Origin of the sequence: Xanthomonas sp. BRIP62411 (assembly GCF_003993525.1) — a bacterium.
Taxonomy (GTDB): Bacteria; Pseudomonadota; Gammaproteobacteria; order Xanthomonadales; family Xanthomonadaceae; genus Xanthomonas; species Xanthomonas euroxanthea.
Genome location: NZ_QEZI01000022.1, coordinates 223,117 through 248,861, shown reverse-complemented (window position 1 = coordinate 248,861; position 25,745 = coordinate 223,117). Strand labels below are relative to the sequence as shown.

Below are 25,745 nucleotides of genomic sequence, written 5' to 3'. Positions count from 1 at the left end.
ATGCGTGGTAATCCTGACAAGGCTTACCTAGCGGCTGCGGCCGGAGCATAGGGCGGCGCCGTCGTGCCACACCAATGAAATATTCCTGGAAAGCTATTCGTAAAAACTATAGCAACCCCGACAAACCCGCCGGGTCTGGCATTGCCAACCCGGCGGGCCGGATCGGCAAAAGCGGGCTCAACTCCGCGAGCCCGGACACAGCAGTTCCGTGACGGCGTGCGCTTACCAGTTCATGCGCAGCACCAGCGAGTAGCGCCGGTCGTTGACGAAGGAAGAGCGCGTATACAGACGCCGATCCATTTCACCGCCTTCGTAGGAGGTCGGCCCCATTAGCACCTTGGTCACCGTGTTGGTCAGGTTGTTGGCCTGCACGCCCAGTTGCAGGTGCGCGTTGAAGCGGTAGAAGAACGAGCCGTCGAGCTGGCCGTAGTCGTCGGCCCAGGTGGGCAGACGGGTGGACGCATCGCTGGTGGTCAGCAGGTAGCGCGAGCGCCAGTTGTAGGCCAGGCGCAGCGACAACGGCCCCTTCTCGTAGATGCCGGCCAGGTTGTAGCTGCGCCGCGACAGGCCTTCCAGCGGCAGCTCGACCCCGGTGACGGTGGTGTTGGTGTACGGGTCGGTGGCGGTGTTGGCGCCGCCCTGGCTGTCGACGAAGGTGAAGTTGGCATTGACGCCGAACCCGCTCAGCCAGCCCGGCAGCTGGTCGAAGAACTGGGTATAGCCCAGCTCCGCGCCGCGGATGGTGCCCTCGTCCATGTTGTACGGGCGTGTCACCAGCCAGGGGCGGTTGTCGTAGATCTCGCTGCGGGTCTGGGTGGAGAAGTAGTCCTTGACCTTCTTGTAGAACAGCGTGGCGTACAGCATGTCGCTGGTGTCGAAGTACCACTCCAGCGCAGTGTCGAACTGGTTGGCCACCATCGGCTTGAGGTTCGGGTTGCCGGCGGTGCCGACAAAATCGGTCGCCTGGCCGGCGTCGTTGGTTTCCACGTTGAGCAATACATACGGCTGCAACTGGGTGTAGTCCGGGCGCGCCATCGCCTTGGAGGCGGCGAAGCGCCACTGCAGGCTGTCGGTGAAGCGCAGGCGCAGGTTCAGGCTGGGCAGTACGTTGGTGTAGCTGCCCTGCGAGTTGTTCTCGAAGTACTGCCCGGTATAGCGCGCCTGCAGTTCCGGCGAGACATTGAGCCCGGCCAGGTTCTGGAACTGGCCGAAGCCTTCGGCCTGGGTCTTGGTCTGCACCACGCGGATGCCGATGTTGCCGTCCACCGGCACGCCCCAGGCCTCGTCGTTGCCGAAGTACAGCGCCGCGTAGGCGGCCTGGGTGCGTTCGTGCTGCCGGTTGGTGTCCTGCGGCTGATAGGTGTCCGGCGCCCAGCCGTAGCCGCGCAGCGCCACGATCTGCTGGATCATCTGCGAGGCCGAGGCGTAGTTGTTGACCAGGCCGCTGTTGGGCACCACCAGCGTGGTCGGCACGTTCACGCCGCCACGGAAAAAGTCGGAGAAGGTGAACAACGACGACTGGTCGGTCATGAACTCGGACATGTTGGCCAGGCCGTTGCTGGTGCCCGGAATGGCGGCCCAGTTGTCGGAGATCACGCCCCAGTTGTAGCCGGAATTCTTGTTGATCTGGTTGCGGTCGGTGGCGCGCATGCCGAAGCGCGCAAAGCGCAACCAGCTGCTGTCATCGAAGGTGTATTCCAGATCCACGCGCGTGGACAGCTGACGCCCGCGGTTCTTGCCCAGGTGGTCCATCGCCGCCGCCCAGAAGTAGTTGGACGGGTCCTGGGTGAAGGCCGGGTTGGCGATCTGCACGCTGGGATACCTGCCCGACACGTCATACGACAGGCCCGGCAGATAGGTCGCACTGAACACGGTGAAATCCAGCTGTTCGTTCTCCGACTCCACCAGCTGCATATCGCCCTTGATCTGCAGGTTGTCGTTGAAGAAGTGGCTGAAACCCACCGACATGTCGGTGGTGGTGGTGCGCTGTTCGGAATAGCGGTTGTCGGTGTTGAAGCGCACGCCGTCGCCGGTGAGCACCCCGCGCCACGAGCTGGACACCGGCGAGCCGCGCAGGAAGCCGCCGCGATCGTCGTAGTCGAAGGTCGTGCCTGGAGCCGGCGTGATGCTGTTGTTGCTGTCGTTGAAGAACGCGGCGCGCTCCTGCCAGTTCATTTCGTAGCGCGAGCGCAGGAACTGCGCGTAGATCTCGGTGGCATCGCTGGGCTTCCACTGGAACGCCGCCGCGATGCCGTCGCGCTTGCGCTCGAAATCCAGCTGACGCCAGTTCACCCCGCCCGGCACGAACACCTCGCTGCGTCCGCTGCCGGCCAGCACGGCCTCGTCGGTGCGCCGCACGTACGGCTCCACCTGGATGCCGTCCGAGCGCGTGGCCAGCTCCGAGTGCGCGACGTCGATCATGAAGCCCATTTCGCCGATGCCGGTGTTCCAGCGGTCGCTGAACAGGAACGAGGCCGACGGCTTGTACTTCTTGCTCATGTCGCCGTAGTTGTAATCGACATTGCCACCGACGATCCGGCCCGGGTTGTCGAACGGCATGCGCGTGCGCAGATTGACCGTGCCGCCCAGGCCGCCTTCGATGATTTCCGCCGAGGGGTTCTTGTACACGTCCACCCCGGCCATCAACTCGGCCGGCACGTCTTCGAAGCTCAGCCCGCGGCCGCTGGCGGCGCTGAAGATGTCGCGGCCATTGAGTTCGCCGCGCACCTGGGTCAGGCCACGGATCATCACGCCACTGCCTTCGGCGGAGAAATGGTCCGGGTCGCTGCGCGCGGCAAAGTGATCGATGGTCACGCCGCTGACGCGCTGCAGGGTCTCGGTGACGCTGCGGTCGGGCAAGGCGCCGATGTCCTCGGCACTGACCGAATCCACGATCTGGCTAGCATCGCGCTTGATCACCTGCGACTTGATCAGGCTGGCGCGCACACCGCGCACTTCCACCGCATCCAGATCCACCGCGTTGCCGGCAGTATTGCCGGCGGGGGCAGTCGGGGGCGACTGCGTCTGTTGGGCGTACACCGGTGCGGCGAGCAACAGCCCGATGCTGACGGCCATGGCGGAATGACGCAAACGCGGGGTACGACGTGCGTGCACGCCCGTCCCTGCCGAGGCATGGCTTGAAAACTTGTACATCTGAATCCCTCCCAGGACGCAAGACGACGGAAGACTGGTTAGCGCGGCACCGTCAACGGGCCACGTGATCGTGCAGGACACGGACGTTGCCGCCCGGCTCCACCTCCCACTGCATGGCGGCTTGGCCGCCGATCACCTGCCCGACTTCACGTGCGCTTCAGCGTGCGATCTGGCTCACAGATATAGGCGCGTGGTCTAGCGCCAGCCAATGAAAAATTCACAGCCTGGTATGCCCTTCTGGAATACGAATGGAAGAGCCCGCTTATCCAGTGGATTCCGGCCCGCGCAAGGCCGGATACAAACGCCGTGCAGTGGTGCGCAGCGCCTGCAGGATGCGCTCGGCCCCCGGCGGCAGGATGTAATCGCGCCGGCGGATGATGCCGAACGACTCCATGCGCACACCCAGTTCGATCGGCAGCACGGTCAGCAGCTTGGCCTGGATCAGCGGCGCCACCGATTCCACCGGCAAGGCGGTCAGCATGTCGGTGCCGCGCAGCAGCGTGGAGGTCACCGGCAGCGACGAGGTCTCGATCGCATTGGTCGGCGTCTGCACTCCGTGCTCCATGAACATCGAGTCCAGCCGCGCGCGCAGCACGCTGTCGGCTGGCGGCAGGATCCAGCCATGGCGTACCAGGTCCGCATGCTGCAGGCCGACCCGGCTGGCCAGCGGATGGCCGGCCCGCGCGATCACCGAATGCGGCTCGTCGGCCAGCGGCTCGAATTCCAGCTCGCCCACGCCCTCGGGCCCCAGGATGCGGCCGATCACGATATCCAGCTGGCCGTCCAGCAACTTGGCCACCAGCGGACGGCTGTAGTCCATTTCCACCCGCACCAGGATGTCGGGGAACTCGCGCTTGACCTCGGCGATCGCCTGCGGCACCAGGTTGGTGCCCGGATTGACCACCGTGCCGATCGAGGCCTGGCCCATGCGCCCGGCCCGCAACGCGGCGATTTCCTCCTGCGCCCGGCCGATCTCCGACATCGCCGCACGCGCACGCCGGATCAGTACATGGCCGTACCAGGTAGGCTCCACCCCGCGGGCATGTCGCTCGAACAGTTTCACCCCCAGCATGTCTTCCATTTCCGCCAGCAGCTTGGAGGCGGCCGGTTGCGTCATGCTGGCGGCCTCGGCCGCACGCAGCACCGAGCGTTGTTCGTGCAGATGCAGCAGCAGCAGCAGCTGGCGCGTCTTGAGGCGGGCAGCGTTGAACCAGGGAGTGCTGGAATTTGCCATGGGGTGTCGCCACGCAGGTGTATTCGTAGGAGGAATAGAATATGCCGAAAATTTCATTTGCAGCACATATCTCCGCGCGCGAGGCTATCGAACGCCGCAGCAGGAGCCCCTACCTCCCGGGCGCGGCCAGAACAGACGTGACCCCATCTTCCACGAGATGGCAACACGCACGCCATGATTGCGGAGGTGGACGACGATGACGGCAACTTGCCGGCCAATTGCAGGCCGTAGGAGTGCGCACGCAGGTGCCGCAGCCACCGCGTCGTCGCTGCCTGGCATTTTCCGCGCAGCGCCGTGCAGCGCTGCACCCTCCCCCGACGTTGGCGGCCCTTCGGTCGCCGACGGCCGTTTTCCGCTCTATCGCGAGTAACACGATGACCTCAGACACCACCGCCAGCCTGTTCGCCCTGCCACTGATCGCCATCCTGCGTGGCATCACGCCGGAAGAAACGCTCGACCATGTCGGTGCACTGATCGACGCCGGTTTCGACGCGATCGAGATCCCGCTCAATTCGCCGCGCTGGGCCGAGAGCATTGCGCTCGCGCAGCAGACCTACGGCGAGCGCGCCTGGATCGGCGCCGGCACCGTGCTGCGCAACGACGATGTCGACACCCTGGCCGGCATCGGTGCGCGCTTCATCGTCACCCCGAACACGCGCCCGTCGCTGATCCGCCATGCGGTGTCGCGCGGACTCACCGTGGTGGCCGGTTTCGCCACCGCCAGCGAGGCGTTCGACGCCATCGATGCCGGCGCAACGATCCTGAAGCTGTTCCCGGCAGCCACCTATGGCGCAGCGCATGTGCGCGCGCTGCGCTCGGTGCTGCCCACCCACATTCCGGTCTACGTGGTCGGCGGCGTCAGCCCGCAGACCCTGGCCGGCTTCCTTGCCCAGGGCGCCGCCGGCGCCGGCATCGGTGGCGAACTGTACAAACCCGCGCAATCGCTCGAAACGACCCAGACGCATGCACGCGCCTTCGTGCAGGCCTACCAGGAACTGCAAGGATGAAGATCACCCGCCTCACCACCTACCACGCCGCACCGCGCTGGCTGTTCCTCAAGGTCGAGACCGACGAGGGCATCACCGGCTGGGGAGAGCCGGTCATCGAAGGCCGCGCGCGCTCGGTGGAAGCTGCCGTGCACGAACTGGCCGGCTATGTGATCGGCAAGGATCCGGCGCGCATCAACGACCTGTGGCAGACCATGTACCGCGCCGGTTTCTACCGCGGCGGCGCCATCCTGATGAGCGCCATCGCCGGCATCGACCAGGCCTTGTGGGACATCAAGGGCAAGGCGTTGGGCGTGCCGGTGTACGAGTTGCTGGGCGGGCTGGTGCGCGATCGCATGAAGACCTATCGTTGGGTCGGCGGCGACCGCCCGGGCGCGATCATCCAGCAGATCACCGATTACCGCGCGCTGGGCTTTGACACCTTCAAGTTCAACGGCACCGAGGAAATGAAGCTGATCGACAGCGCGCGCGCGGTCGATGCGGCGGTGGTCAAGGTGGCCGAGATCCGCGAGGCCTTCGGCAACACCATCGACTTCGGTATCGACTTCCACGGCCGCGTCGGCGCGCCGATGGCCAAGGCGCTGCTGCGCGAGCTGGAACCGTTCAAGCCGCTGTTCGTCGAAGAACCGGTGCTGGCCGAGCAGGCCGAGTACTACCCGCGCCTGGCCGCAAGCACCTCGATTCCGCTGGCCGCCGGCGAGCGCATGTTCTCGCGCTTCGAATTCAAGAACGTGCTGTGCGCCGGCGGGATCGGCATGGTGCAGCCGGACCTGTCGCATGCCGGCGGCATCACCGAGTGCGTCAAGATCGCCGCGATGGCCGAGGCCTACGATGTCGGCTTCGCACCGCACTGCCCGCTCGGCCCGATCGCGCTGGCCGCCTGCCTGCACGTGGACTTCGTGTCGCACAACGCGGTGCTGCAGGAACAGAGCATCGGCATCCACTACAACGAAGGTGCCGACCTGCTCGACTACGTCATCAATAAAGACGATTTTCAGTGTGTCGATGGCAGTATCGCCGCCCTGCCCAAGCCCGGGCTCGGTGTGGAGATCGACGAAGACATGCTCAAGCGCGCAAACGAAAATCCGCCGGACTGGCGCAACCCGGTCTGGCGTCACAGCGATGGCAGCATCGCCGAATGGTGAGCACGCCCGAACACACCGCCGTGCTGGCGGTCGACAGCCGCTGCACGCATGGCGAAGGCGTGCTGTGGTGCGAGCAGCGTGAAGCGCTGTACTGGGTGGACATCAGCGAAAAGCGCCTGTGGCGGCATCATCCGCACAGCGCCCACACCCGGTACTGGACGTTGCCGGACCGCCCCGGCTGCCTGGGATTGATGGACGACGGCCGCGTGCTGATCGCGCTGGCCAAGTCGATCTGCATCGCCGACCCGGACAATGCCGACGGCGACAGCCTGCCGCTCCAGCACCTGGCCGATATCGAAGCCGACAACCCGCATACGCGCAGCAACGATGGCCGCGCCGACCGCAACGGCAACCTCGTGTTCGGCACCATGGACGAGCACGACCACAAGGCCGCACGCGGTGCGATGTACCAGTTCTCGCTGCGCCACGGCCTGCGTGCGTTGCCGCTGCCGGGCGTGTCGATCCCCAACTCGATCTGCTTCAGCCCCGACGGCCGCACGCTGTACTACTGCGACTCGCTGCGCCCGCAGATCCTGTGCTGCGATTACGATGCCGACACCGCCCAGACCAGCAACGTGCGCGTGTTCACCACGCTGGACCGCGACGATGCCGAGCCGGACGGCTCCATCATCGACAGCCAGGGCCATCTGTGGAATGCGCAGTGGCGCGCCTGGCGCGTGGTGCGTTACCGCCCCGACGGCAGCATCGAGCGCATCGTGCAAGTGCCGGTCAAGCACCCCACCTGCAGCGCCTTCGGCGGCGCCGCGCTGGACCGCCTGCACGTGATCAGCTCGCGCCTGGACCACAGCGCCGAGGAACTGGCCCGCACCCCGGAAGCCGGCGGCCTGTACGTCTGCGACGTGCCGATCAACGGCCTGCCCGAGAGTCGGGTGGCCAGCGCATGATCGCCATCGACTGGGGCACCAGCAGCCTGCGCGGCTATCTGCTCGCTGCCGACGGCCAGGTGCTGGAGCAGCGTCGCGGCAGCGACGGCATCCTGGCCTGCCAGGGCCGCTTCGGCGAGGTGCTGAGCACGCTGATCGAGGGCTGGGACGGCCCGCTGCTGCTGTCGGGCATGATCGGCAGCCGCAATGGCTGGGTCGAACAGGCCTATCTGCCCTGCCCGGCCGATACCGCCGCGCTGGCGCAGGCGATGCGCAGCTACGACGACCTGCTGCCCGGACGCACGCTGTGGTTCGTGCCCGGCGTGAGCACCGGCCAGCAGCACGGCGTACCCGATGTCATGCGGGGCGAGGAAACCCAGCTGGTCGGCCTGCTCGCCGCGCTCGGCGACGGCACGCACGTCGCCTGCCTGCCCGGAACCCACAGCAAATGGGCACGGCTCGACCACGGCCAGCTGACCGGTTTTGCCACCGTCATGACCGGCGAGCTGTATGCGGTGCTGCGCCAGCACAGCATCCTGGGCAAGCTGATGCAGGACGATCCTGCGGACCTGGACACCGACGCATTCGCGCAAGGCGTTGATCGCAGCGCCGAGCCCGGCGGGCTCAGCCACCACCTGTTCGGCGCGCGCACCCTGGGCCTGTTCGACCGCCTCACCGCCGCCGCGCTGCCGTCCTATCTGTCGGGCCTGCTGATCGGCCACGAACTGCGCGAGCACCGCGGCGATCACGCCACCGTGCACCTGGTCGGCAGCCCCGGCCTGGCACAACGCTATGCGCTGGCGCTGGCGCATCTGGGCGTGCAGACACAGCGGCATCCGGAAGATCTGGCCGCCAGGGGATTGTTCGCGCTGGCCAGGCAGCGCGGGTTGGCCTGAGCGCAGACGCCCAGCACGTAACCGGCCGGCCACGGCCGGGGCGGACAAATCCCCGCCAACCCCACACCGGCCACCGGACTGCTTTAGAATTGACAGGCTAAACGCCGGATTCCGCCATGCCTTTTGTTGTCACCGAAAACTGCATCAAGTGCAAATACACCGACTGTGTCGAGGTCTGTCCGGTGGATTGCTTCCATGTCGGCCCGAACTTCCTGGTCATCGACCCGGATGAGTGCATCGACTGCACGCTGTGCGAGCCGGAATGCCCGGCCAACGCGATCTACCCGGAAGACGACGTCCCGGCAGGCCAGGAAGGCTTCGTCGCGCTCAACGCCGAGCTGGCCAAGGCCTGGCCGGTGCTGACCGTGCGCCAGGAGCCGCTGCCCGATGCCGCCGAATGGGACGGCAAGCCGAACAAGTTGCCGCTGCTGCAGCGCTGACATAGCGCCTGGCCGCCTCCAGCCGCAGCAACGCTACGGCAGCGCAGCGACGACACCGCATCAGAAACGCAAAACGGGCGCCGAAGCGCCCGTTCTGCTGTCTGCGATGGCTGCAGCGGCCTCAGCCGCCCAGCTTGCCCTTCAACGCGGTGATCACCGCCACCGGCGCTGCCGCGGTGGCCGGCATGCCGCGCGGATCCACTGCCGACACGTAGCTGCCGGCGTCGACCTTCACCACGCGCACCAGGAAGCTGGACCCTTCGTAGCTCACGTCATAGGAACCGAGCATCTGCGCCTTGCTGGCGATGGTCAGGCCGGGAATGTCGGCCAGTGCCGCACCGACCTTGGCGAACACCTCGTCGCGCTCGCCCGGCACGGTGAAGCCGCTGTTGGCGCTGGCGGACGGCGGCGCCGAGGTGTTCTGCTGCGCGGTCGAAGCCAGCGTCGGCACCTTCATCGCGCCGGAGGTATCGGGCAGGTTCAGATCCGGCGGCACTTCCAGCGGACGGGCTTCCGGGGCCAGCGCGTAGTCACCGCGTGCGCCCTTGTGGAACCAGCTGCAACCGCTCGTGGCGGCGACGGTGGCGGTCGCCAGCAACGCGAGCGAGAGCACGCGGACGGGGGAAACGGAATGACGCATCGATAGATCTCCTGGGTCAGGCCGCGAGCATTTCGCGGCTGGAAAGCGCTTCCAACGCAACAGCGTCGGCGGCAAGGCGGTCGGCGGCAGGCTGGTGCGCCGCAGAAAGGGGCAGTAACGGCAAACGCAGGCCGTACCCGATCCCGGCGCGCTGCAGCAGCGCCTTGACCGGGATGGGATTGGATTCGATGCCGCAGAAACTGTGGTACTCGCTCAGGCGTGCGTCCCACGTGGTGGCCGCCTCGCGCTGGCCGTCGCGGGCCAGGTCGCACAGGCGCCGATAGGCCGACGGCAAGGCGTTGGACGCCACCGAAACCAACCCGTCGGCACCGGACAGCATCGCCTGTGCGGCGCTGCCGTCATCACCGCTGAGCACCACGAAGGACTCGCTGCGCAGCGCCACCAGCGCGGCCACGCGCTCCGGCTCGCTGCGCGCTTCCTTGATGCCGACGATGTTCGGATGCCCGACCAGCGCGGCAACCGTCTCCGGCAACAGGTCGCATCCGGTGCGGCCAGGCACGTTGTACAGCACTACCGGCAAGCCGCCGTTGTCGGCAACCGCCAGGAAATGCGCCTGCAGGCCGGCCTGGGTCGGACGCACGTACGGCGGCGTCACCACCAGCGCGTACTGCGCACCCAGCGCAGCGGCGCGGCGCGTCTGCGCGATGGTCTTGGCGGTGCCCGACAGGCCGGTGCCGGCCAGCACCGGCACGCGGCCGGCCACCTGCGCAACGGCGGCACGCAACAAGGTGTCGTACTCCTCGTCGCTCAATGCGGCGGCCTCGCCGGTGGAACCGGCGACGACGATTCCCTGCACGCCGCCGTGCAGTTGCTGTTCCAGCAACCGCCGCCAGGCATCCAGGTCGAGTGCGCCGTCCGGACCGAAAGGGGTCGCCAGCGCGGTGATGATGCCGGAAAGGGACAAGATTCTGCTGCTCTTACGTGACAGGAAAGGCCCGCGCGCACGCGGGTTGTGGCCGCCTGCATGTTACTTGCGGCGCGAAACCACGGGCAAGTATGCTGGTCACCGCCAGGGCGCCTGCCCGGGCGGCCATTCAGCCTGATGCAATGCCGGAAGCCCCTTTGACCGACTCGACTCCCCGGCCCTCGCCGACCGAAAACCACCTCCTGATCAACGCCTACACGACGCATCCGGAGTCCCCCCTGTTGCCCGTCACCCGCCGCATCGCCGATAGCGGCTGCAATCTCGTGGACGCCCGCCTGGCCACGGTGGGGCGCGATGTCTCGGTCACCGCCCTGGCCACCGGCTCCTGGGACTCGGTCGCCAAGCTGGAGGCCATGCTGACCCGCCTCGAGCGCGAGGAAGGCCTGAAGCTGGTGTGGTACCGCACCGGCCCCAAGCAGACCCAGTCCAACCTGCTGCCCTACATCGTCGAAGTCATCGCCGCCGACAAGCCGGGCATCCTGTTCCAGCTGGCCGATTTCTTCGACCGCCAGGGCATCACCATCGAGAACCTGCAGAGCACGCGCTACCGCGCCATGCAGACCGGCGCGGAGATGTTCTCTGCGCAAGTGACGATCGGCGTGCCGGCCAACATGCACATCGCCGCACTGCGCGATGATTTCCTGGAATTCTGTGATCACCTCAATCTCGACGCGATCATGGACCCGATGAAGTTCTGAGGCAGACGTCCCGATGGCCATTGCCCTTTCCGCACTGAAACAGATGTTCGAGCACATCCGCTCCGAGACCGACTGGAATCTCGACGGGCCGTTGCGCTGGGAATATTTCTTCGCCGACCCGGCGCAGCAACCGCTGCAACAGCTCGCCGCGCAACTGACCCAGGACGGCTATCGCGTCATCGACATCTTCCTCGGCGAACGCGACGAAGACGATGGCGACGACGAGGAGTCCTACTTCCTGCATGTGGACAAGCTGGAACAGCACACCATCGAGTCGCTGAATCAGCGCAATGCGCAGTTCGATGCGCTTGCCAAACGTTTCCACGTGGCTGCTTATGATGGGATGGACGTCGGCCCGGCATGAGCGCGCCGCACGCCCCTCCACTTTGGGCTGAGCAACGATGACCGACGCTGTACTTGACCTCCCCGCCGCAAGCCTGGACCTGCCACTGTCGCTGTCCGGTGGCATTCAGACCACCTTGCGCGGCTACGCCGGCAAATGGCTGGTGCTGTACTTCTACCCGAAGGACAGCACGCCCGGCTGCACCACCGAAGGCCTGGATTTCAACGCGCTGCTGCCGCAGTTCACGCAGGCCGGCGCGGTCGTGCTGGGCGTGTCGCGCGACTCGGTGAAGTCGCACGACAATTTTTGCGCCAAGCAGGGCTTTGCCTTCCCGCTGGTCAGCGATGGCGACCAGGCCCTGTGCCGCGCCTTCGACGTGATCAAGGAAAAGAACATGTACGGCAAGCAGGTGCTCGGTATCGAGCGCAGCACCTTCCTGCTGTCGCCCGAAGGGGTGGTGGTGCAGGCCTGGCGCAAGGTCAAGGTGGCCGGCCACGCCGACGCCGTGCTGGCCGCGTTGAAGGCGCACGCCAGACAGTGACGCCCCCTGGTTTCCCGTGTCCTCCATCACCCTGCCCCGCAGGCGTGATGGCTCGCCCCTGTTCCATCACTTGGAAGACCCAATGACCCGAGGCAAGCGCATCTACGTGCTGGACACCAACGTGCTGATGCACGATCCCACCGCGCTGTTCAAATTCGAGGAACACGATGTGTTCCTGCCGATGCAGGTGATCGAGGAACTGGACAACGCCAAGAAGGGCACGTCCGAAGTCAGCCGGAATGCGCGCCAGGTCAGCCGCTTTTTGGACGAATTGCTGGAGAACACCAACGCCGAGCAGATCCAGGCCGGCATCCTGCTCAGCCATCCGCAGGGTATCCAGCTCAAGGGCCAGGCCGCCATCGGCCGGCTGTATTTCCAGATCCATCCGATCGACCCGGGCCGCACCTTCGGCGCGATGATTCCGGACAACAAGATCCTGGCATCGGTGCTGGCGCTGTGCGAGGAGAACCCGGATGTACCGGTCATCCTGGTGTCCAAGGACATCAACCTGCGCATCAAGGCCTACATCAGCGGCCTGAATGCCGAGGACTACCAGAACGATCGCGCGCTGGACGATTTCAGCCTGCTGTTCACCGGCGCCATCGAGCTGCCGGAAAACTTCTGGGAAAAGCACAACCAGGACCTGCGCAGCTGGAACGAGCGTGGCCGCACCCATTACGAGATCGTGCTGGCCGACGACGAGGACTGGTATCCGAACCAGTACCTGTATCTGCCGGGCGAGGACGAAGTGGAACTGCGCGTGGCCAAGGTCGGCGGCGGCAAGGCCACGCTGTGCCTGGTCGACGATTTCCGCAGCGGCCAGCACGCGGTGTGGGGCATCGTGGCGCGCAACCGCGAGCAGAACTTCGCGCTCAATGCCTTGATGGACCCGGAGATCGATTTCGTCACCCTGCTCGGCACCGCCGGTACCGGCAAGACCTTGCTCGCCCTGGCCGCCGGCCTGGCGCAGACGATGGATCAGCAGCGTTACCGCGAAATCATCATGACCCGCGCCACCGTCAGCGTCGGCGAAGACATCGGCTTTCTGCCCGGCACCGAAGAGGAAAAGATGACCCCGTGGATGGGCGCACTGACCGACAACCTGGAAGTGCTCACCCACAACCAGGAAGGCGGCTCGTGGGGCCGCGCGGCCACCAACGACCTGCTCGCCAGCCGCATCAAGATCCGCTCGATGAACTTCATGCGCGGGCGCACCTTCCTGTCGCGCTACCTGATCCTGGACGAAGCGCAGAACCTCACGCCCAAGCAGATGAAGACGCTGATCACCCGTGCCGGCCCCGGCACCAAGATCGTGTGCCTGGGCAATGTCGAACAGATCGATACGCCCTACCTCACCGAGACCACCTCGGGCCTGACCTATGCGGTGGACCGCTTCAAGGCCTGGCCGCACAGCGCGCATATCACGCTGCGTCGTGGCGAGCGGTCGCGCCTGGCCGACTTCGCCTCGGAGGTGCTGTGATGCACCTGCTGCGCAGCGCGGCGGCGTTCACCGTCCTGGCACTGGCCGGCTGCGCGACCACGCCACCTCCGGCCAGCGTGCCCACCAACCTCAAGAGCGGGCAATCCTGGGTCATCACCCGCCAGAGCGTCGCCGAGCAGGTGCTGGACACCTGCTCGCGCGACAGCCCGGCGCGCCATCCTGGCCAGATCACCGGCTACTGGACACCGAGCCAGCAGCAGATCGAGCAGCTCGAATCCAGGCAGGATGCCTTGACCCCGACCATCCCCGAGCCACGTGATTTCGACCGCCAGTACGTCGGCGTGGTGATCCAGGGCCAGCAGCTGATCTACATCAATGCCTTCAGGCTGCCGAACGATCCGCCAGTGAAACCGGCCAGGGACGCGATCCGGGTGTGCGATGGCGGCAGTGCGTTCTGGGGCGCGTTGTACGACCCGCAAACCGGCGCGTTTTCGCAGATCGCCATCAACGGCACGCCCTGACCGGCGATGGGCCTGTTGCTGCCGCGCTGGGTCTGGATCGGCGCGGTCGCGTTGTCGGGTGTGGCCGGCATGGTCAACGTGGTCGGCTACCTGGGTTCCGAACACCAGGTGGTCAGCCACCTCACCGGCACCACCAGCCTGCTCGGCGTGGCCCTGGTGCAGGACAGCGCACCGGAGATCGGCTTCCTGTGGGGCATCCTGATCGCCTTCTGCGCAGGCGCCATGCTCAGCGGCCTGATCATCCAGGACGATGTCCTGCGGCTCGGACAGCGCTACGGCGCGGCGCTGCTGCTCGAAGCGCTGCTGTTGCTGGCCGCGATTCCGCTGTTCAAGCTGCATCACGTCGGCGGCGCGCTGGTCGCCGCAGGCGCCTGCGGGCTGCAGAACGCCATGGCCACCACCCTCAGTGGCGCCGCGGTTCGCACCACGCACCTGAGCGGCATGTTCACCGACCTGGGCATCGGCCTGGGGCACCTGCTGCGCGGGCGTCCGCTGCAGGTGCGCCGGCTCACGCTGAGCGGGTTGATCATCAGCGGCTTTCTCGCCGGCAGCGTGCTCGGCACCTGGCTGTTCCAGCGCTGGCACTACGACGCGCTCTACCTGCCAGCCGGCCTCACCGGATTGACCGGTGCCGGCTACATTGCCTACCTGCAATGGCGTCGCTGGCGTACGCAATGATCCGCACTTCCGCCAGGCGGCAGTGCAGAATCCCCTCATGACCACGTCCAGCACGCTGTCCGCCCTGACCATCGCCGGCTCCGATTCCGGCGGTGGTGCCGGCATCCAGGCCGACCTCAAGACCTTTGCCGCGCACCGCGTGCACGGCTTGTCGGCGATCGCTGCGTTGACCGCGCAGAACACCCGCGCCGTCACTGCCGTGCATGTCCCGCCGATCACGTTCTTGCAGGCGCAGATCGATGCCTGCTTTGCCGACTTCCAGATCCAGGCGGTCAAGCTCGGCATGCTCGCCAACGCCGAGGTCATCCATTGCGTGGCCGATCTGCTTGAAAGCCATCGCCCGCCGTTCGTGGTGCTCGACCCGGTGATGGTGTCCACCAGTGGCGCCCGCCTGCTCGAAGACGCCGCGCTGGAGGCCCTGCGCACGCGCCTGCTGCCGCTGGCCACGCTGATCACACCGAATACGCCCGAAGCCGAACTGCTGACCGGCCGCCGCATCGACGATGCCGATGCCGCCGAGCACGCCACCGCCGCCCTGCTCGACCTCGGCGCCAACGCGGTGCTGCTCAAGGGCGGTCACCTGCACGAGGGCACGCGCGTGATCGACCGCTTCGATGACGGCGTCACCCAGGACGTGTTCATGCATCCGCGCCTGCAGGTCGATGCGCACGGCACCGGCTGCAGCCTGTCGGCGGCCATTGCCGCGCAGGTGTGCCAGGGCCTGTCCCTGCTCAATGCCTGCGAAGCGGCCATCGACTACGTCGCGCGCGCCATCCGCCTCGGCCACAGCCCCGGTCACGGCGAGGTGCTGGTCCTGGACCATTTCGGTGCCGCGCCCAGCCCATGAGCGTGCACGCCAGCACGCTCACCGTCACCGCCGTGGATGGACATGCCTGGCAGGTGCTGCGCCACGCCCCGGCGCGGCCGATCGCCAGCCTGCTGTGGCTGCCGGCACTCGGGGTCGCCGCGCGACACTACCAGCCGTTCGCGCATGCACTGGCCGGCACCGGCATTGCGGTGTACCTGCACGAATGGCGCGGCAATGGCAGCAGCACCCTGCGCCCCTCGCGCCAGCACGACTGGGGCTATCGCACGCTGCTTGCCGACGATATTCCCGCCAGCCGGGCGCTGCTCGACCTGCATGACCCGCAGCTGCCCTGCGTGCTCGGCGGCCACAGCCTCGGCGGCCAACTGGCCTGCTGCCATGCCGCGTTGCAGCCTGCACGGATTGCGCAGCTGTGGCTGGTCGCCAGCGGCTCGCCGTACTGGCGCAATTTCCCGGTGCCGATGCGCTACGGCCTGCCGCTGATCTTCCGACTGCTGCCATGGCTGGCACGTACCCAGAGCGTGCTGCATGGACGAACGCTCGGTTTCGGCGGAACCGAGGCGCGCAGCCTGATCGCCGATTGGGCGCAGGTCGGTCGCAGCAATCGTTATCGTGCGGCCGGCACGTCATGGAATCTCGAACAGGCGCTGGGCCAACTGCGCATGCCGATCAGCGCAGTGACCTTCGCACGCGACCGCTTCGGCCCGCCCGGCGCCTTGCAGGCCTTGCTGCAGAAAATGCCGCAGGCACCTGCCGAGCGCATCGCCCTGGACGATGCGCAACTGGGCACGCGTAGCGATCATTTTGCGTGGATGAAGACGCCTGCTGCCGTTGCCGCTGCGCTGCGGCGGCAGCTTGGCGATGCGGGCAGCGACGATCGACTTTCACAAAGGGATTGACGAGCACTCCAGGCATCCGCATAATTCCGCTCCTGACGACGCGCCCGTAGCTCAGTTGGATAGAGTACCTGGCTACGAACCAGGCGGTCGGGAGTTCGAATCTCTCCGGGCGCACCATCTTCAGAACAACGAGAGACAGCCTTCAAACGCTGTCTTTTTAGTTAAAAGGTCTTATCGCACTGCGATGGATCTGCAAGTCGAAACGCAAGTCAAAACAAGATAATGCGCCCGTAGCTCAGTTGGATAGAGTACCTGGCTACGAACCAGGCGGTCGGGAGTTCGAATCTCTCCGGGCGCACCAATCTTGAAGAAAACGACCAGCTTGCTGGTCTTTTTTTTGCCTGCCGTTCGAGGACGAATCGTGGCTGCGCCGTTACGACGCAGCCAACACCAAGCAAGACGCGCGACAGGCCGGCATGCGCGCGGCATGTCACCGCATCACGGCGATCAGGCCATCGCATCCAGCGCATCGGCCCCGGCCACCACCACGACCGGCAGCAGCGAGGTCACCGGATGCCCGGCGTCGCGCCAGGCATCCAGCCCACCCAGCAGCGGCCGCACGTCGCGATATCCGCGCTCGCGCATCCGAGCGGCCAACCACGCCGCCGACACCTCGTCCGGGCACGCGCAATAGATCACCACGCTGCGATCGCGCGGCACGCTGGCAAGGATCTGCGCCAGCTGACGCTCGTCGGCAAACACCGCGCCGGGAATCGTGTACGGCTGCAGATCGCGATGGCCCGGCGCCCGGATATCCAGCACCGTCGGCCGCAGCGCTTCGTCGCCATCGAGCAGCGGCACCAGCTCCTCCACGGCGATCCGCGCATGCTCCAGCGAACGCAGCAGGGCATGCCGGCGCCACCAGCGCCAGCCGACGTAGCAGGCCAGCGACACGGCCACGACGACGATCGCACCGGACCCCAGGTCGGACAGCAGCGCCAGCACGTCCTGCACCTGCTGCGCGAACAGCGCGCCCAGGCCCAGGCCGACCAATGCCCACAGCGACGCACCCAGGGCGTCGTAGCGCAGGAACGCCGCCGGGCGCACCCGCATCGCACCGGCCATCGGCACCGAGACCATCGACAGACCGGGCACGAACTTGGCTACCGCCAACACCCGCACACCCCAGCGCGAGAAGAACCGCTCGGTCTTTTTCATGCAGGTATCGCGCGACAGCGACAGCCGGCACAGCGACTGCAAGGTGCGATTGCCGAAACGGCGGCCGGCTAGATACCAGGCCAGGTCGCCGAGCAGGCTTGCCAGCACCGACACCGCCAAGGCCGTCAGTCCGGCCAGCCAGGCATCCTCCCCGCCCTGCAGCGCGTAGCCGGCCCCGACCAGCACCAGGGTCGGCAGCGCCGGCACCGGCAGGCCCAGCGACAACGCCAGCACGTTGGCATAGACCAGCGCCAATCCGTACTGTTCGATCAAGCCCTGCATGCGGCGCCCCTGCGCGACGGCGAGGGCCCATTATCAGCCCTTCTTCACGCGCGCGACTGCCCGGCGGCGACGGAACGATACGTTTCGGCAAGCGACTGCAACCAGCCATCGAACAGCCCATCGCTGCGCAATGCGCGCCGCCACCAGCCCAGCGCCTCGCCCTCCTCGCCCGGCCGCCAGGCCAGGTAGAACGTTTCGTCGGGTTTGCGGGTTTCCACCTGCAGCTCGCACAGCAGGCCATCCTGCAGCGCGCCGCGCGCATATGGCTCGGGCAGAAAGCCGTAGCCAGCGCCGGCCAGCTGCAGCTGCAGCTTGGTCTGCATGTCCGGCACGGTGAGCACATCACGCGCGGACAGCAGGCCGACCGTGCGTGGCAGCAGACGCCGTGCCGAATCGGCCACCGCGATCGCACGATGTTCGGCCAGTTCGGCCGCGCCCAGCGTGCCGGCGCCGGCCAGTGGATGCGTGGAGGCCACCGCGAACACAAAGCGCAGCGTCCCGATCGCCTCGGCGACGTAGCCACCACCACTCGGGCCCTCGCCCGCCGCGACGATCAGGTCCACGCGCCGATCCAGCAGCGCCTCCCAACTGCCGGACAAGGATTCGCTCACCACGCGCAGGCGCGTGCTGTCGGCCACCGTGTAGAAGTCCAGGATCTGCGCCTGCAGCAAGGCGACCGGCAAGATCGCGTCCAGCCCGATCGCAAAGTCCGACTCCCAGCCCGACGCCACCCGCCGTACCCGCACCTCCAGCTCCTGCGCGGCGCGCAGCAGCTGCCGCCCTTCGCGCAGCAGCTCACGCCCCGCCTGCGTGGGCGTGGCCTTCGGTCCAACCCGCTCGAACAACTGCACGCCCAGGTCGTCCTCCAGCTTGGAGACCGTGTAGGAAATCGTCGACGGCACCTTGAACATCACCTTGGCCGCCGCCGTGAACGAACCGCGGCGGTCGATCGCGTCCAGGATCTGCAGCGCTTCCAGGCTGATGTTCATTGTTCGATTTTTTCGATGGTAGCTACCAAATCTACTCGCTTTTCGTTGCCGATGCGCAGGCCCAGACTACGCATCAAGCCGCTGGGACACCGATTTCCCCTTCCCGGCGACACTCGAACCTTTCAAGGAGAAGCAGCATGTTGACTGTCCGCAAGAGCGAAACCCGTGGCCGCGCCGAACATGGCTGGCTGTCCTCGCGCCATACGTTCTCCTTCGCCAGTTACCACGACCCGCGCCACATGGGCATCGGCCCGCTACGGGTGATCAACGAGGACAAGGTGACCCCGGGCGAAGGCTTCGGCACCCATGCCCACCGCGACATGGAGATCATCTCCTACGTCCTGGGTGGCGCACTGGAGCACAAGGACAGCATGGGCACCGGCTCGGTGCTGCACTACGGCGACGTGCAGCGCATGAGCGCCGGCAGCGGCGTCACCCACAGCGAGTTCAACCACTCGGCCAGCGAGCCGGTGCACTTCCTGCAGATCTGGGTGATGCCCGAACGCAACGGCATCGAGCCCAGCTACGAGGAGAAGCATTTCGATGCCGACAGCAAGCGCAACCAGCTGCGCCTGATCGCCTCGCCCGGTGGCGAGCACGGCTCGCTGCGCCTGCACCAGGATGCACGCCTGTATGCCTCCATCCTCGATGGCCAGGTGCACCTGCAACAGCCGCTGGCCGATGGCCGCATCGGCTACGTGCAGGTGGCGCGCGGCAGCCTGAGCGTCAATGGCCAGGCACTGTCGGCCGGCGACGCGCTGCAGATCACCGGCGAGCCGGAGATCGTGCTGGCCGATGCACGCGATGCGGAAGTGCTGGTGTTCGACCTGCCGCAGTAAACGGCGCCAGCCCGGCATGCAGCGTGCTGCAGACAATGCGGCACGCTGCGCGCTGGAGACTGGCCGACAGCACAAAGCCCGCTTCCGGCGGGCTTTTTTGTGCTCAGACGATCAGCCTGCAAGGCACCGGCGATGCCGCTGCCATGCATGACGCCATGCATCGACGCGGCCGCGCATCAGCACATCCCTGCGCGGGATCACGCAGCCTGCGGCTTGGCGAGCGGCTTGATCGGGGCCTCGCTGCGCACAGCCGCCGCCCCGGTGTCGCGATCACCGTCGCCATCGCCATTGACCAAGGCAAACAGCGCATCGGCATCGGCTTCCAGCACACGCGCCGAGCGCGCCAGGTCGTCGACCATCTGCGCCTGGTCGCGCGCCTGCACACCGATCGATTGCAGCGCGGTATTGGCGGTGGAAATGTCCCGCGCCTGCTCCTGGCTGGCAGCGGCAATCTGCTCCACGGTCGCGGTGACGCGCAGCACCGAGCCGACCATGTCCTGCATCACCACACCGGCCTGCTCGGCCAGGCGCGAACCGTCGCCCACCTGGTCAGTCGCATTGTCGATCAAGCCACGAATCTCCTTCGCCGAGACGCTGCAGCGCTGCGCCAGGCTACGCACCTCGGTCGCCACCACGGCAAATCCACGGCCCTGCTCGCCAGCACGTGCCGCTTCCACGGCGGCATTCAAGGCCAGGATATTGGTCTGGAACGCAATGCCGTCGATCACCTCGATGATCTGGCCGATACGATCGGTCGCCGAGCGGATGCCGGCCGTGGTCTTGACCATGTCGGCGATGACGGTGGCGCCGCGTCGCGCAACATCGGCCGATGCTTCGGCCATGCGCTGGGCCGAATTGGCGCTGTCGGAATTGGTGCGGACGGTCTCTGCCAGTTGGTCGATGGTGGTCGAGGTCTGCGCCACCGCTGCCGACTGCGTGGACGAGCGGCTCACCAGCTCCTGATTGCTGACCGAAATATGGTGTGCCTCGCGCTGCACGTTCTGCGCGATGCTCAGTGTCTGCTGCATCAACTGCCCCATGCGCTCGGCAGAGCGCACCTGGTCGGTGACATCGGTGGCGTACTTGACCACCTTGTACGGCCGCCCGGACACGTCCAGGATCGGGTTGTAGGACGCCTGGATCCATACCGAACTGCCATCCTTGTGCAGCCGACGGTAGCGGCCCGCATCGAACTGGCCACGCGCCAGCTTTGTCCAGAAATGCCGGTAGTCTTCGGAGGCGCCGTAGCTTGCGTCGACGAAGATGCGGTGATGCTGGCCGACGGCCTCCTCGGCGGAGTACCCCAAAATGGCCAGGAAGTTGTCGTTGGCGGTCAGCACACGCCCTTGCAGATCGAACTCGATCACGCCCATGACCTTGTCGATGGCCTGGATGCGGCCATCGGCATCGGCCGAATCGATCACCTGACGGGTCACATCGGTGGCGTACTTGACCACCTTGTACGGCCGCCCGTGCTCGTCAAGGACGGGATTGTAGGACGCCTGGATCCACACCTCCCGACCGTCTTTGCCGATGCGCTTGTAGCGGCCCGCGTCGAACGCGCCGCGCCCAAGCTTGTCCCAGAACGCGCGATAGGCCGCCGACTGACGCGTTTGCGCGTCCACGAACATGCCGTGATGCTTGCCGCGGATCTCATCGAGCCGGTAGCCCATGGCCGCAAGGAAATTCTCGTTGGCATCGAGCACCGTGCCGTCCAGCGAAAACTCGATGACCGCCATGACCTTGTCGATCGCATCGATGCGGCCTTCGAAATCGGCGGTCTGGCGCACCTGCGCAGTGATGTCGGTGGCGTACTTGACCACCCGATAGGCCTTGCCCGCACGATCCAGCAACGGGTTGTAGGAGGCGTTGATCCATACCTCGCGCCCATGCTTGTCCAGGCGACAGAACCGCCCGGCGTTGAAGTCGCCGCGGCGCAGCGCCTGCCAGAACTGCCGGTAGCTTTCACTGTCGCGGTCGGCAGGGGTCACGAACATGCGGTGATGCTGACCGACGACTTCGTCCAGCCGGTAGCCCATCAGTGACAGGAAATTCTGGTTCACATGCAGGATGCGGCCATCCAGATCGAACTCGATCACCGCCATCACCCGGTCCACGGCATCGGCCTTGTGCTGCAGCCCACGGCTCCGGGAAGAAAATAGGCGTCCAAGTAGCGGCGGTAGGCGCATCGGGTTGAGATCCGAAAGAGGTGTCACAGCCTTAGCGACCCATGCCCGGGTTACTTGAATCGCTGCCTACGGCACGTTTGTGGCAATTCAGACGCTGCCGCCGGTGCGGCTGCCGGCGTTGCGCCGGCGCCTGCCTGCAATCGTCGCCACCACGTCGACACAAATGAAAACGCCCGCAAATCATGGATTTGCGGGCGTTCAAAACACTGGCGGAGCGAGAGGGATTCGAACCCTCGATAGAGCTTTTGACCCTATACTCCCTTAGCAGGGGAGCCCCTTCAGCCGCTCGGGCATCGCTCCAGTTTTTGCGTCCTGCCGCGGTGTCCGTTGCAGGCCGCGAAGAATACCGGGTAAGAGGGGCTAACGTAAACCCTTTATGACGATCAATTCGAAGAATCGTCGCCGTGATGCGCACCGGAAGCGACCGGCTCATCCCCACGCTGGATCCGCTGATAGATTTCTTCGCGGTGTACAGCAACATCTTTCGGTGCGGTGATGCCGATGCGCACCTGATTACCCTTGACGCCGAGTACGGTCACAGTGACCGAGTCGCCGATCATCAAGGTTTCGCCTACCCGGCGAGTGAGGATCAACATTTTGCAAATCTCCTGGAACCGGTGGGCTTCCCACCAGCATCGGCGGCCGATTGATAAGGCCCGCCCTAGGTAAAGGGAATAGACCGGAAATGGTAGCGGGACACCCTGCCAACCAGCAAGGCATACCAGCAAAAGTGTTCAGCCCAAGTGTTGCTTGACCCAGGAGGGCACGCCATCGAGCGCGGTCGCAAGGGCGGGACCATCCTCGCCACCACCCTGGGCGAGATCCGGACGACCGCCGCCCTTGCCCCCGATCTGACTGGCGATATGGCCGAGGAGTTCCCCCGCCTTCACCTTGCCAGTTGGGCTGCCATTCACACCGGCCACGAGCGCAACCTTGCCACCGGCGGCACCTGCCAACACGATGACCGAATCGCCCAGCTGCTGCTTGAGACGATCCATCGCATCGCGCAGCGCCTTGGCGTCGAAGCCCTCCAGACGCACGGCGACCACCTTGACGCCTGCCACGTCGACGGCACTGGAACCCAGGTCCGCAGTGGCACCGGAGGCCAGCTTGGCCTTGAGCGACTCCAGCTCACGCTCAAGCCGCTTCTGACGCTCGGTGAGCGCGCGCACCTTGTCGACCACCTCGGTAGCGTTGCCGCCGAGCAGGCTGGCCGCCTCGAACAGACGTCGCTCTTCATCGGCGACATGATCCAACGCGCCCTGCCCGGTCACCGCTTCGATGCGACGCACGCCCGAGGACACACCGCCTTCGGAGGTGATCTTGAACAGGCCGATATCGCCGGTACGGGTCACATGCGTGCCACCGCAGAGTTCGGTGGAATAGCCGCCCATCTTCAGCACGCGCACGTTCTCGCCGTACTTTTCGCCGAACAAGGCCATCGCGCCGAAATCCAGCGCTTCCTGCATCGCCATGTTGTGCACTTCGACGCTGTGGTTGGTGCGCACCTCTGCGTTGACCTTGCGTTCGATCACAGCAAGCTCTTCGGGCGTGATCGGCTGGAAGTGCGAGAAGTCGAAGCGCAAGCGGTCCGGCGCAACCAGCGAGCCCTTCTGCTGCACATGCGTGCCCAGCACCTCGCGCAGGGCCGCATGCAGCAGATGCGTGGCCGAGTGGTTGAGGATGGTCTTGCCACGACGCTGCACGTCGATGCCGCCCGCCAGCACATCGCCCACTGCCAGCGTACCCTCGGTGATGCGCCCCACATGGCCATGGAACTGGCCGGCAAATTTCTGGGTGTCGACGATCTCGATGGAGACATCGCCACCGCTCAGCTGGCCGCTATCGCCGACCTGGCCACCGGATTCGGCGTAGAACGGCGTGCGGTCGGTGAACACGATGACCTCGTCGCCGGCTTGCGCGCGCTCGACCGGGCGGCCCTGCTTGAGCAATGCAACGACCTTGAGCGCATCGGCGTCATAGGCTTCATAGCCGAGAAACACCGTCGGCGACATGGTGGCGACCAGATCGGCCGGCAATGCGACGCCACCGCCGAACTTGCCGGCAGCGCGCGCGGTCTCGCGCTGACGCTCCATGGCGAACTCGAAGCCCTCCATGTCCACGCGCAAGCCACGCTCGCGTGCAATGTCGGAGGTCAGATCGACCGGAAATCCATAGGTGTCGAAAAGGCGAAACGCATCGGCGCCGGGAATCACTTCCTGCGAGCGCGCGGCGACCTCGTCGAAGATCTTCATGCCGGCGTCCAGCGTCTCGGCAAAGCGCTCCTCTTCGGCCAGCAGCGCCCGCGTAACGGTCTCCCGTGCGACCACCAGTTCGGGATAGGCCTCGCCCATCAGCTCGACCAGGGTCGGCACCATCTTGCTGAAGAACGGCTGGCGCACGCCCAGCATCCAGCCATGCCGCAGCGCACGCCGGATGATCCGGCGCAGCACATAACCACGGCCCTCGTTGGACGGCAGCACACCATCGACGATCAGGAACGAACAGGCGCGGATGTGATCGGCGATCACCCGCAGCGACTTGTTCTCCAGATCGGCGACCCCGGTCAGCGCACTGGCCTTGCCGATCAAGGCCTGGAACAGATCGATCTCGTAGTTGGTGTGCACGTGCTGCAGGATCGCAGCCAGCCGCTCCAGGCCCATGCCGGTGTCCACGCACGGCGCCGGCAACGGCACCAGGGTGCCGTCGGGCTGGCGGTCGAACTGCATGAAGACCAGGTTCCAGATCTCGATGAAGCGATCGCCATCCTCGTCCGGCGAACCGGGCGGACCACCGGCGATGTGGTCGCCGTGGTCGAAGAAGATCTCGGTGCACGGGCCGCATGGGCCGGTATCGGCCATTTGCCAGAAGTTGTCCGACGCATACGGCGCACCCTTGTTGTCGCCGATGCGCACGATGCGACTTTCGGGAATGCCGATCATGTCGCGCCACAAGGCGAAGGCTTCTTCGTCGGTATGGTAGACGGTGACCAGCAGCCGGTCGGCCGGCAGCTTCCAGACCTGGGTCAGCAGCTCCCAGGCCCAGCTGATGGCGTCCTTCTTGAAGTAATCGCCGAACGACCAGTTGCCCAGCATCTCGAAGAAGGTGTGATGCCGCGCGGTGTAGCCTACCGAATCCAGATCGTTGTGCTTGCCGCCGGCACGCAGGCAGCGCTGCACGTCGGCTGCGCGCACGTAGCTGCGCTTCTCCGCGCCGAGGAAGACGTCCTTGAACTGGACCATGCCGGAGTTGGTGAACAGCAAGGTCGGGTCGTTGCCTGGCACCAGTGGCGCGGATGGCACGATGGTGTGGCCTTTCCCCTCGAAAAACGCGAGGAAGTCACTGCGGATCTGGGAAGTGCTGAATTTGGCGGGTGCGTTCATGTGCTGGCATTGGGCGGGCGGCAGTCCCGGTCACCCAATGAGATGTGGGCGCAGATGAGCGGAACAACCTGAAACCACGAAGGGTAGCAGGCCTGACGCCCTCAGTCCTCAAGGTCGAAGCGCGTGGCACTACGAATGCTGTTGCCATCAAAACCACGCCGGGCCAGCAGATCGGCGGCCTTGCGCCGCTGCGGCAGATCGGTGGGGCCCTGGTCGCCAAAGCGACGGCGGATCAGATCGCGCGCGTTTTCGGTCCAGTCGCCCTCGAATGTCGCCATTGCGGCACTGATGGCATCGCTGTCCAGTCCATGGGTTCCGAGCTCGGCACGGATATGCAGCGGGCCGTAGCCCGAGCCTGCGCGATTGCGCACGACCGAAGCCGCAAAACGGGTGTCGTCCTGCCATCCTTCATCCGCCAGGCGCTCTACGGCCGCCTGTGCGGCGTCCGGCTCGATCCCGCGCGCCAGCAGCTTGCGGTTCAATTCCTTGCGCGAATGCTCGCGCCGCACCAGCAATCCCAGTGCGCGTTGGACCGGCGTCTGTTCCTTGAACCGGCGTCCCCGCTTTGGCGCGGGCGGTTGCTCGTCCATCGTGGGTGTCCCGAGTACGAAAC

The 25,745-nt window shown here is 66.0% G+C and carries 24 protein-coding genes and 3 tRNA genes; 16 read left to right on the top strand and 11 right to left on the bottom strand.

Annotation, left to right across the window (positions count from 1 at the left end):
- Window positions 1-222 precede the first annotated feature (222 nt).
- Complete coding sequence (locus EO139_RS17855; protein WP_126971712.1) at window positions 223-3,153, bottom strand: TonB-dependent receptor; 2,931 nt, start codon at window positions 3,151-3,153, stop codon at window positions 223-225.
- 262 nt (window positions 3,154-3,415) lie between these two features.
- Window positions 3,416-4,387, bottom strand: a complete 972-nt coding sequence (locus EO139_RS17850; protein WP_104582918.1) for a LysR family transcriptional regulator — start codon at window positions 4,385-4,387, stop codon at window positions 3,416-3,418.
- A gap of 374 nt (window positions 4,388-4,761) precedes the next feature.
- On the opposite strand from EO139_RS17850, the gene EO139_RS17840 reads away from it, so the two are divergent.
- The 5 genes from EO139_RS17840 (at window position 4,762) to fdxA (ending at window position 8,759) form a co-directional block, all read left to right on the top strand.
- Window positions 4,762-5,394, top strand: a complete 633-nt coding sequence (locus tag EO139_RS17840) for a 2-dehydro-3-deoxy-6-phosphogalactonate aldolase (protein ID WP_115676785.1) — start codon at window positions 4,762-4,764, stop codon at window positions 5,392-5,394.
- Window positions 5,391-6,539 (top strand): galactonate dehydratase, encoded by a 1,149-nt coding sequence (gene dgoD / locus EO139_RS17835; RefSeq protein WP_104582916.1) that lies wholly within the window; start codon window positions 5,391-5,393, stop codon window positions 6,537-6,539. The genes EO139_RS17840 and dgoD overlap by 4 nt, the downstream gene beginning before the upstream one ends.
- Entirely contained in the window at window positions 6,533-7,444 is a 912-nt protein-coding gene (locus EO139_RS17830; protein WP_115676784.1) for an SMP-30/gluconolactonase/LRE family protein, read from the top strand. Before dgoD ends, EO139_RS17830 begins: the two co-directional genes overlap by 7 nt.
- Window positions 7,441-8,319 carry a 2-dehydro-3-deoxygalactonokinase gene (locus tag EO139_RS17825; protein WP_126971709.1) on the top strand — a complete coding sequence of 293 codons (879 nt, stop codon included), beginning with the start codon at window positions 7,441-7,443 and terminating at the stop codon, window positions 8,317-8,319. Before EO139_RS17830 ends, EO139_RS17825 begins: the two co-directional genes overlap by 4 nt.
- A gap of 116 nt (window positions 8,320-8,435) precedes the next feature.
- A complete protein-coding gene (gene fdxA, locus EO139_RS17820) occupies window positions 8,436-8,759 on the top strand; it encodes a ferredoxin FdxA (RefSeq protein WP_006453280.1) in 324 nt (107 codons plus the stop codon).
- A gap of 121 nt (window positions 8,760-8,880) precedes the next feature.
- Here fdxA and EO139_RS17815 read toward each other — a convergent pair whose 3' ends face one another.
- The gene (locus EO139_RS17815) at window positions 8,881-9,399 is read right to left on the bottom strand and encodes a hypothetical protein (protein ID WP_104582913.1); all 519 of its coding nucleotides are present in this window, start codon (window positions 9,397-9,399) and stop codon (window positions 8,881-8,883) included.
- A 16-nt stretch (window positions 9,400-9,415) separates the two neighbouring features.
- A complete protein-coding gene (gene dapA, locus EO139_RS17810) occupies window positions 9,416-10,324 on the bottom strand; it encodes a 4-hydroxy-tetrahydrodipicolinate synthase (protein ID WP_104582912.1) in 909 nt (302 codons plus the stop codon).
- 92 nt (window positions 10,325-10,416) lie between these two features.
- Here dapA and EO139_RS17805 point away from each other — a divergent pair, with 92 nt between their 5' ends.
- From EO139_RS17805 to EO139_RS17760, 10 genes are all read left to right on the top strand, one after another.
- On the top strand, window positions 10,417-11,043 hold the full coding sequence (locus EO139_RS17805; RefSeq protein WP_002813792.1) for a glycine cleavage system protein R: 627 nt from the start codon (window positions 10,417-10,419) through the stop codon (window positions 11,041-11,043).
- Window positions 11,044-11,056: 13 nt separating this feature from the next.
- Complete coding sequence (locus tag EO139_RS17800) at window positions 11,057-11,407, top strand: ribonuclease E inhibitor RraB (protein ID WP_104582911.1); 351 nt, start codon at window positions 11,057-11,059, stop codon at window positions 11,405-11,407.
- A gap of 37 nt (window positions 11,408-11,444) precedes the next feature.
- A complete protein-coding gene (locus EO139_RS17795; RefSeq protein WP_104582910.1) occupies window positions 11,445-11,927 on the top strand; it encodes a peroxiredoxin in 483 nt (160 codons plus the stop codon).
- An 82-nt stretch (window positions 11,928-12,009) separates the two neighbouring features.
- Window positions 12,010-13,407 carry a PhoH family protein gene (locus EO139_RS17790; RefSeq protein WP_104582909.1) on the top strand — a complete coding sequence of 466 codons (1,398 nt, stop codon included), beginning with the start codon at window positions 12,010-12,012 and terminating at the stop codon, window positions 13,405-13,407.
- Window positions 13,407-13,889 (top strand): hypothetical protein, encoded by a 483-nt coding sequence (locus EO139_RS17785; protein ID WP_126971707.1) that lies wholly within the window; start codon window positions 13,407-13,409, stop codon window positions 13,887-13,889. Before EO139_RS17790 ends, EO139_RS17785 begins: the two co-directional genes overlap by 1 nt.
- Window positions 13,890-13,895: 6 nt before the next feature.
- Window positions 13,896-14,567 (top strand): YoaK family protein, encoded by a 672-nt coding sequence (locus EO139_RS17780; RefSeq protein ID WP_104582907.1) that lies wholly within the window; start codon window positions 13,896-13,898, stop codon window positions 14,565-14,567.
- 37 nt (window positions 14,568-14,604) lie between these two features.
- Window positions 14,605-15,414, top strand: coding sequence for a bifunctional hydroxymethylpyrimidine kinase/phosphomethylpyrimidine kinase (thiD, locus tag EO139_RS17775; protein WP_164739908.1), 810 nt, complete (start codon window positions 14,605-14,607; stop codon window positions 15,412-15,414).
- On the top strand, window positions 15,411-16,292 hold the full coding sequence (locus tag EO139_RS17770) for an alpha/beta fold hydrolase (RefSeq protein WP_126971703.1): 882 nt from the start codon (window positions 15,411-15,413) through the stop codon (window positions 16,290-16,292). The genes thiD and EO139_RS17770 overlap by 4 nt, the downstream gene beginning before the upstream one ends.
- A gap of 40 nt (window positions 16,293-16,332) precedes the next feature.
- Window positions 16,333-16,409: transfer RNA gene (locus EO139_RS17765), tRNA-Arg, on the top strand.
- 107 nt (window positions 16,410-16,516) lie between these two features.
- A tRNA-Arg gene (locus EO139_RS17760) sits at window positions 16,517-16,593 on the top strand.
- A 146-nt stretch (window positions 16,594-16,739) separates the two neighbouring features.
- Here the strand turns inward: EO139_RS17760 and EO139_RS17755 are convergent.
- Complete coding sequence (locus EO139_RS17755; RefSeq protein WP_126971701.1) at window positions 16,740-17,732, bottom strand: DedA family protein/thiosulfate sulfurtransferase GlpE; 993 nt, start codon at window positions 17,730-17,732, stop codon at window positions 16,740-16,742.
- 44 nt (window positions 17,733-17,776) lie between these two features.
- Window positions 17,777-18,721 carry a LysR substrate-binding domain-containing protein gene (locus EO139_RS17750; RefSeq protein WP_126971699.1) on the bottom strand — a complete coding sequence of 315 codons (945 nt, stop codon included), beginning with the start codon at window positions 18,719-18,721 and terminating at the stop codon, window positions 17,777-17,779.
- 137 nt (window positions 18,722-18,858) lie between these two features.
- On the opposite strand from EO139_RS17750, the gene EO139_RS17745 reads away from it, so the two are divergent.
- The gene (locus EO139_RS17745) at window positions 18,859-19,560 is read left to right on the top strand and encodes a pirin family protein (protein WP_126971697.1); all 702 of its coding nucleotides are present in this window, start codon (window positions 18,859-18,861) and stop codon (window positions 19,558-19,560) included.
- A gap of 197 nt (window positions 19,561-19,757) precedes the next feature.
- On the opposite strand, the gene EO139_RS17740 is transcribed toward EO139_RS17745, so the two are convergent.
- From EO139_RS17740 to recX, 5 genes are all read right to left on the bottom strand, one after another.
- Window positions 19,758-21,749, bottom strand: coding sequence for a PAS domain-containing methyl-accepting chemotaxis protein (locus tag EO139_RS17740; protein ID WP_126971695.1), 1,992 nt, complete (start codon window positions 21,747-21,749; stop codon window positions 19,758-19,760).
- A gap of 207 nt (window positions 21,750-21,956) precedes the next feature.
- Window positions 21,957-22,049: transfer RNA gene (locus EO139_RS17735), tRNA-Ser, on the bottom strand.
- An 83-nt stretch (window positions 22,050-22,132) separates the two neighbouring features.
- On the bottom strand, window positions 22,133-22,345 hold the full coding sequence (csrA, locus tag EO139_RS17730) for a carbon storage regulator CsrA (protein ID WP_003481884.1): 213 nt from the start codon (window positions 22,343-22,345) through the stop codon (window positions 22,133-22,135).
- Between the two features lie 138 nt (window positions 22,346-22,483).
- Window positions 22,484-25,132, bottom strand: coding sequence for an alanine--tRNA ligase (gene alaS / locus EO139_RS17725; RefSeq protein WP_115676777.1), 2,649 nt, complete (start codon window positions 25,130-25,132; stop codon window positions 22,484-22,486).
- Between the two features lie 101 nt (window positions 25,133-25,233).
- Window positions 25,234-25,722 carry a recombination regulator RecX gene (gene recX, locus EO139_RS17720; protein ID WP_104582899.1) on the bottom strand — a complete coding sequence of 163 codons (489 nt, stop codon included), beginning with the start codon at window positions 25,720-25,722 and terminating at the stop codon, window positions 25,234-25,236.
- Window positions 25,723-25,745 lie beyond the last annotated feature (23 nt).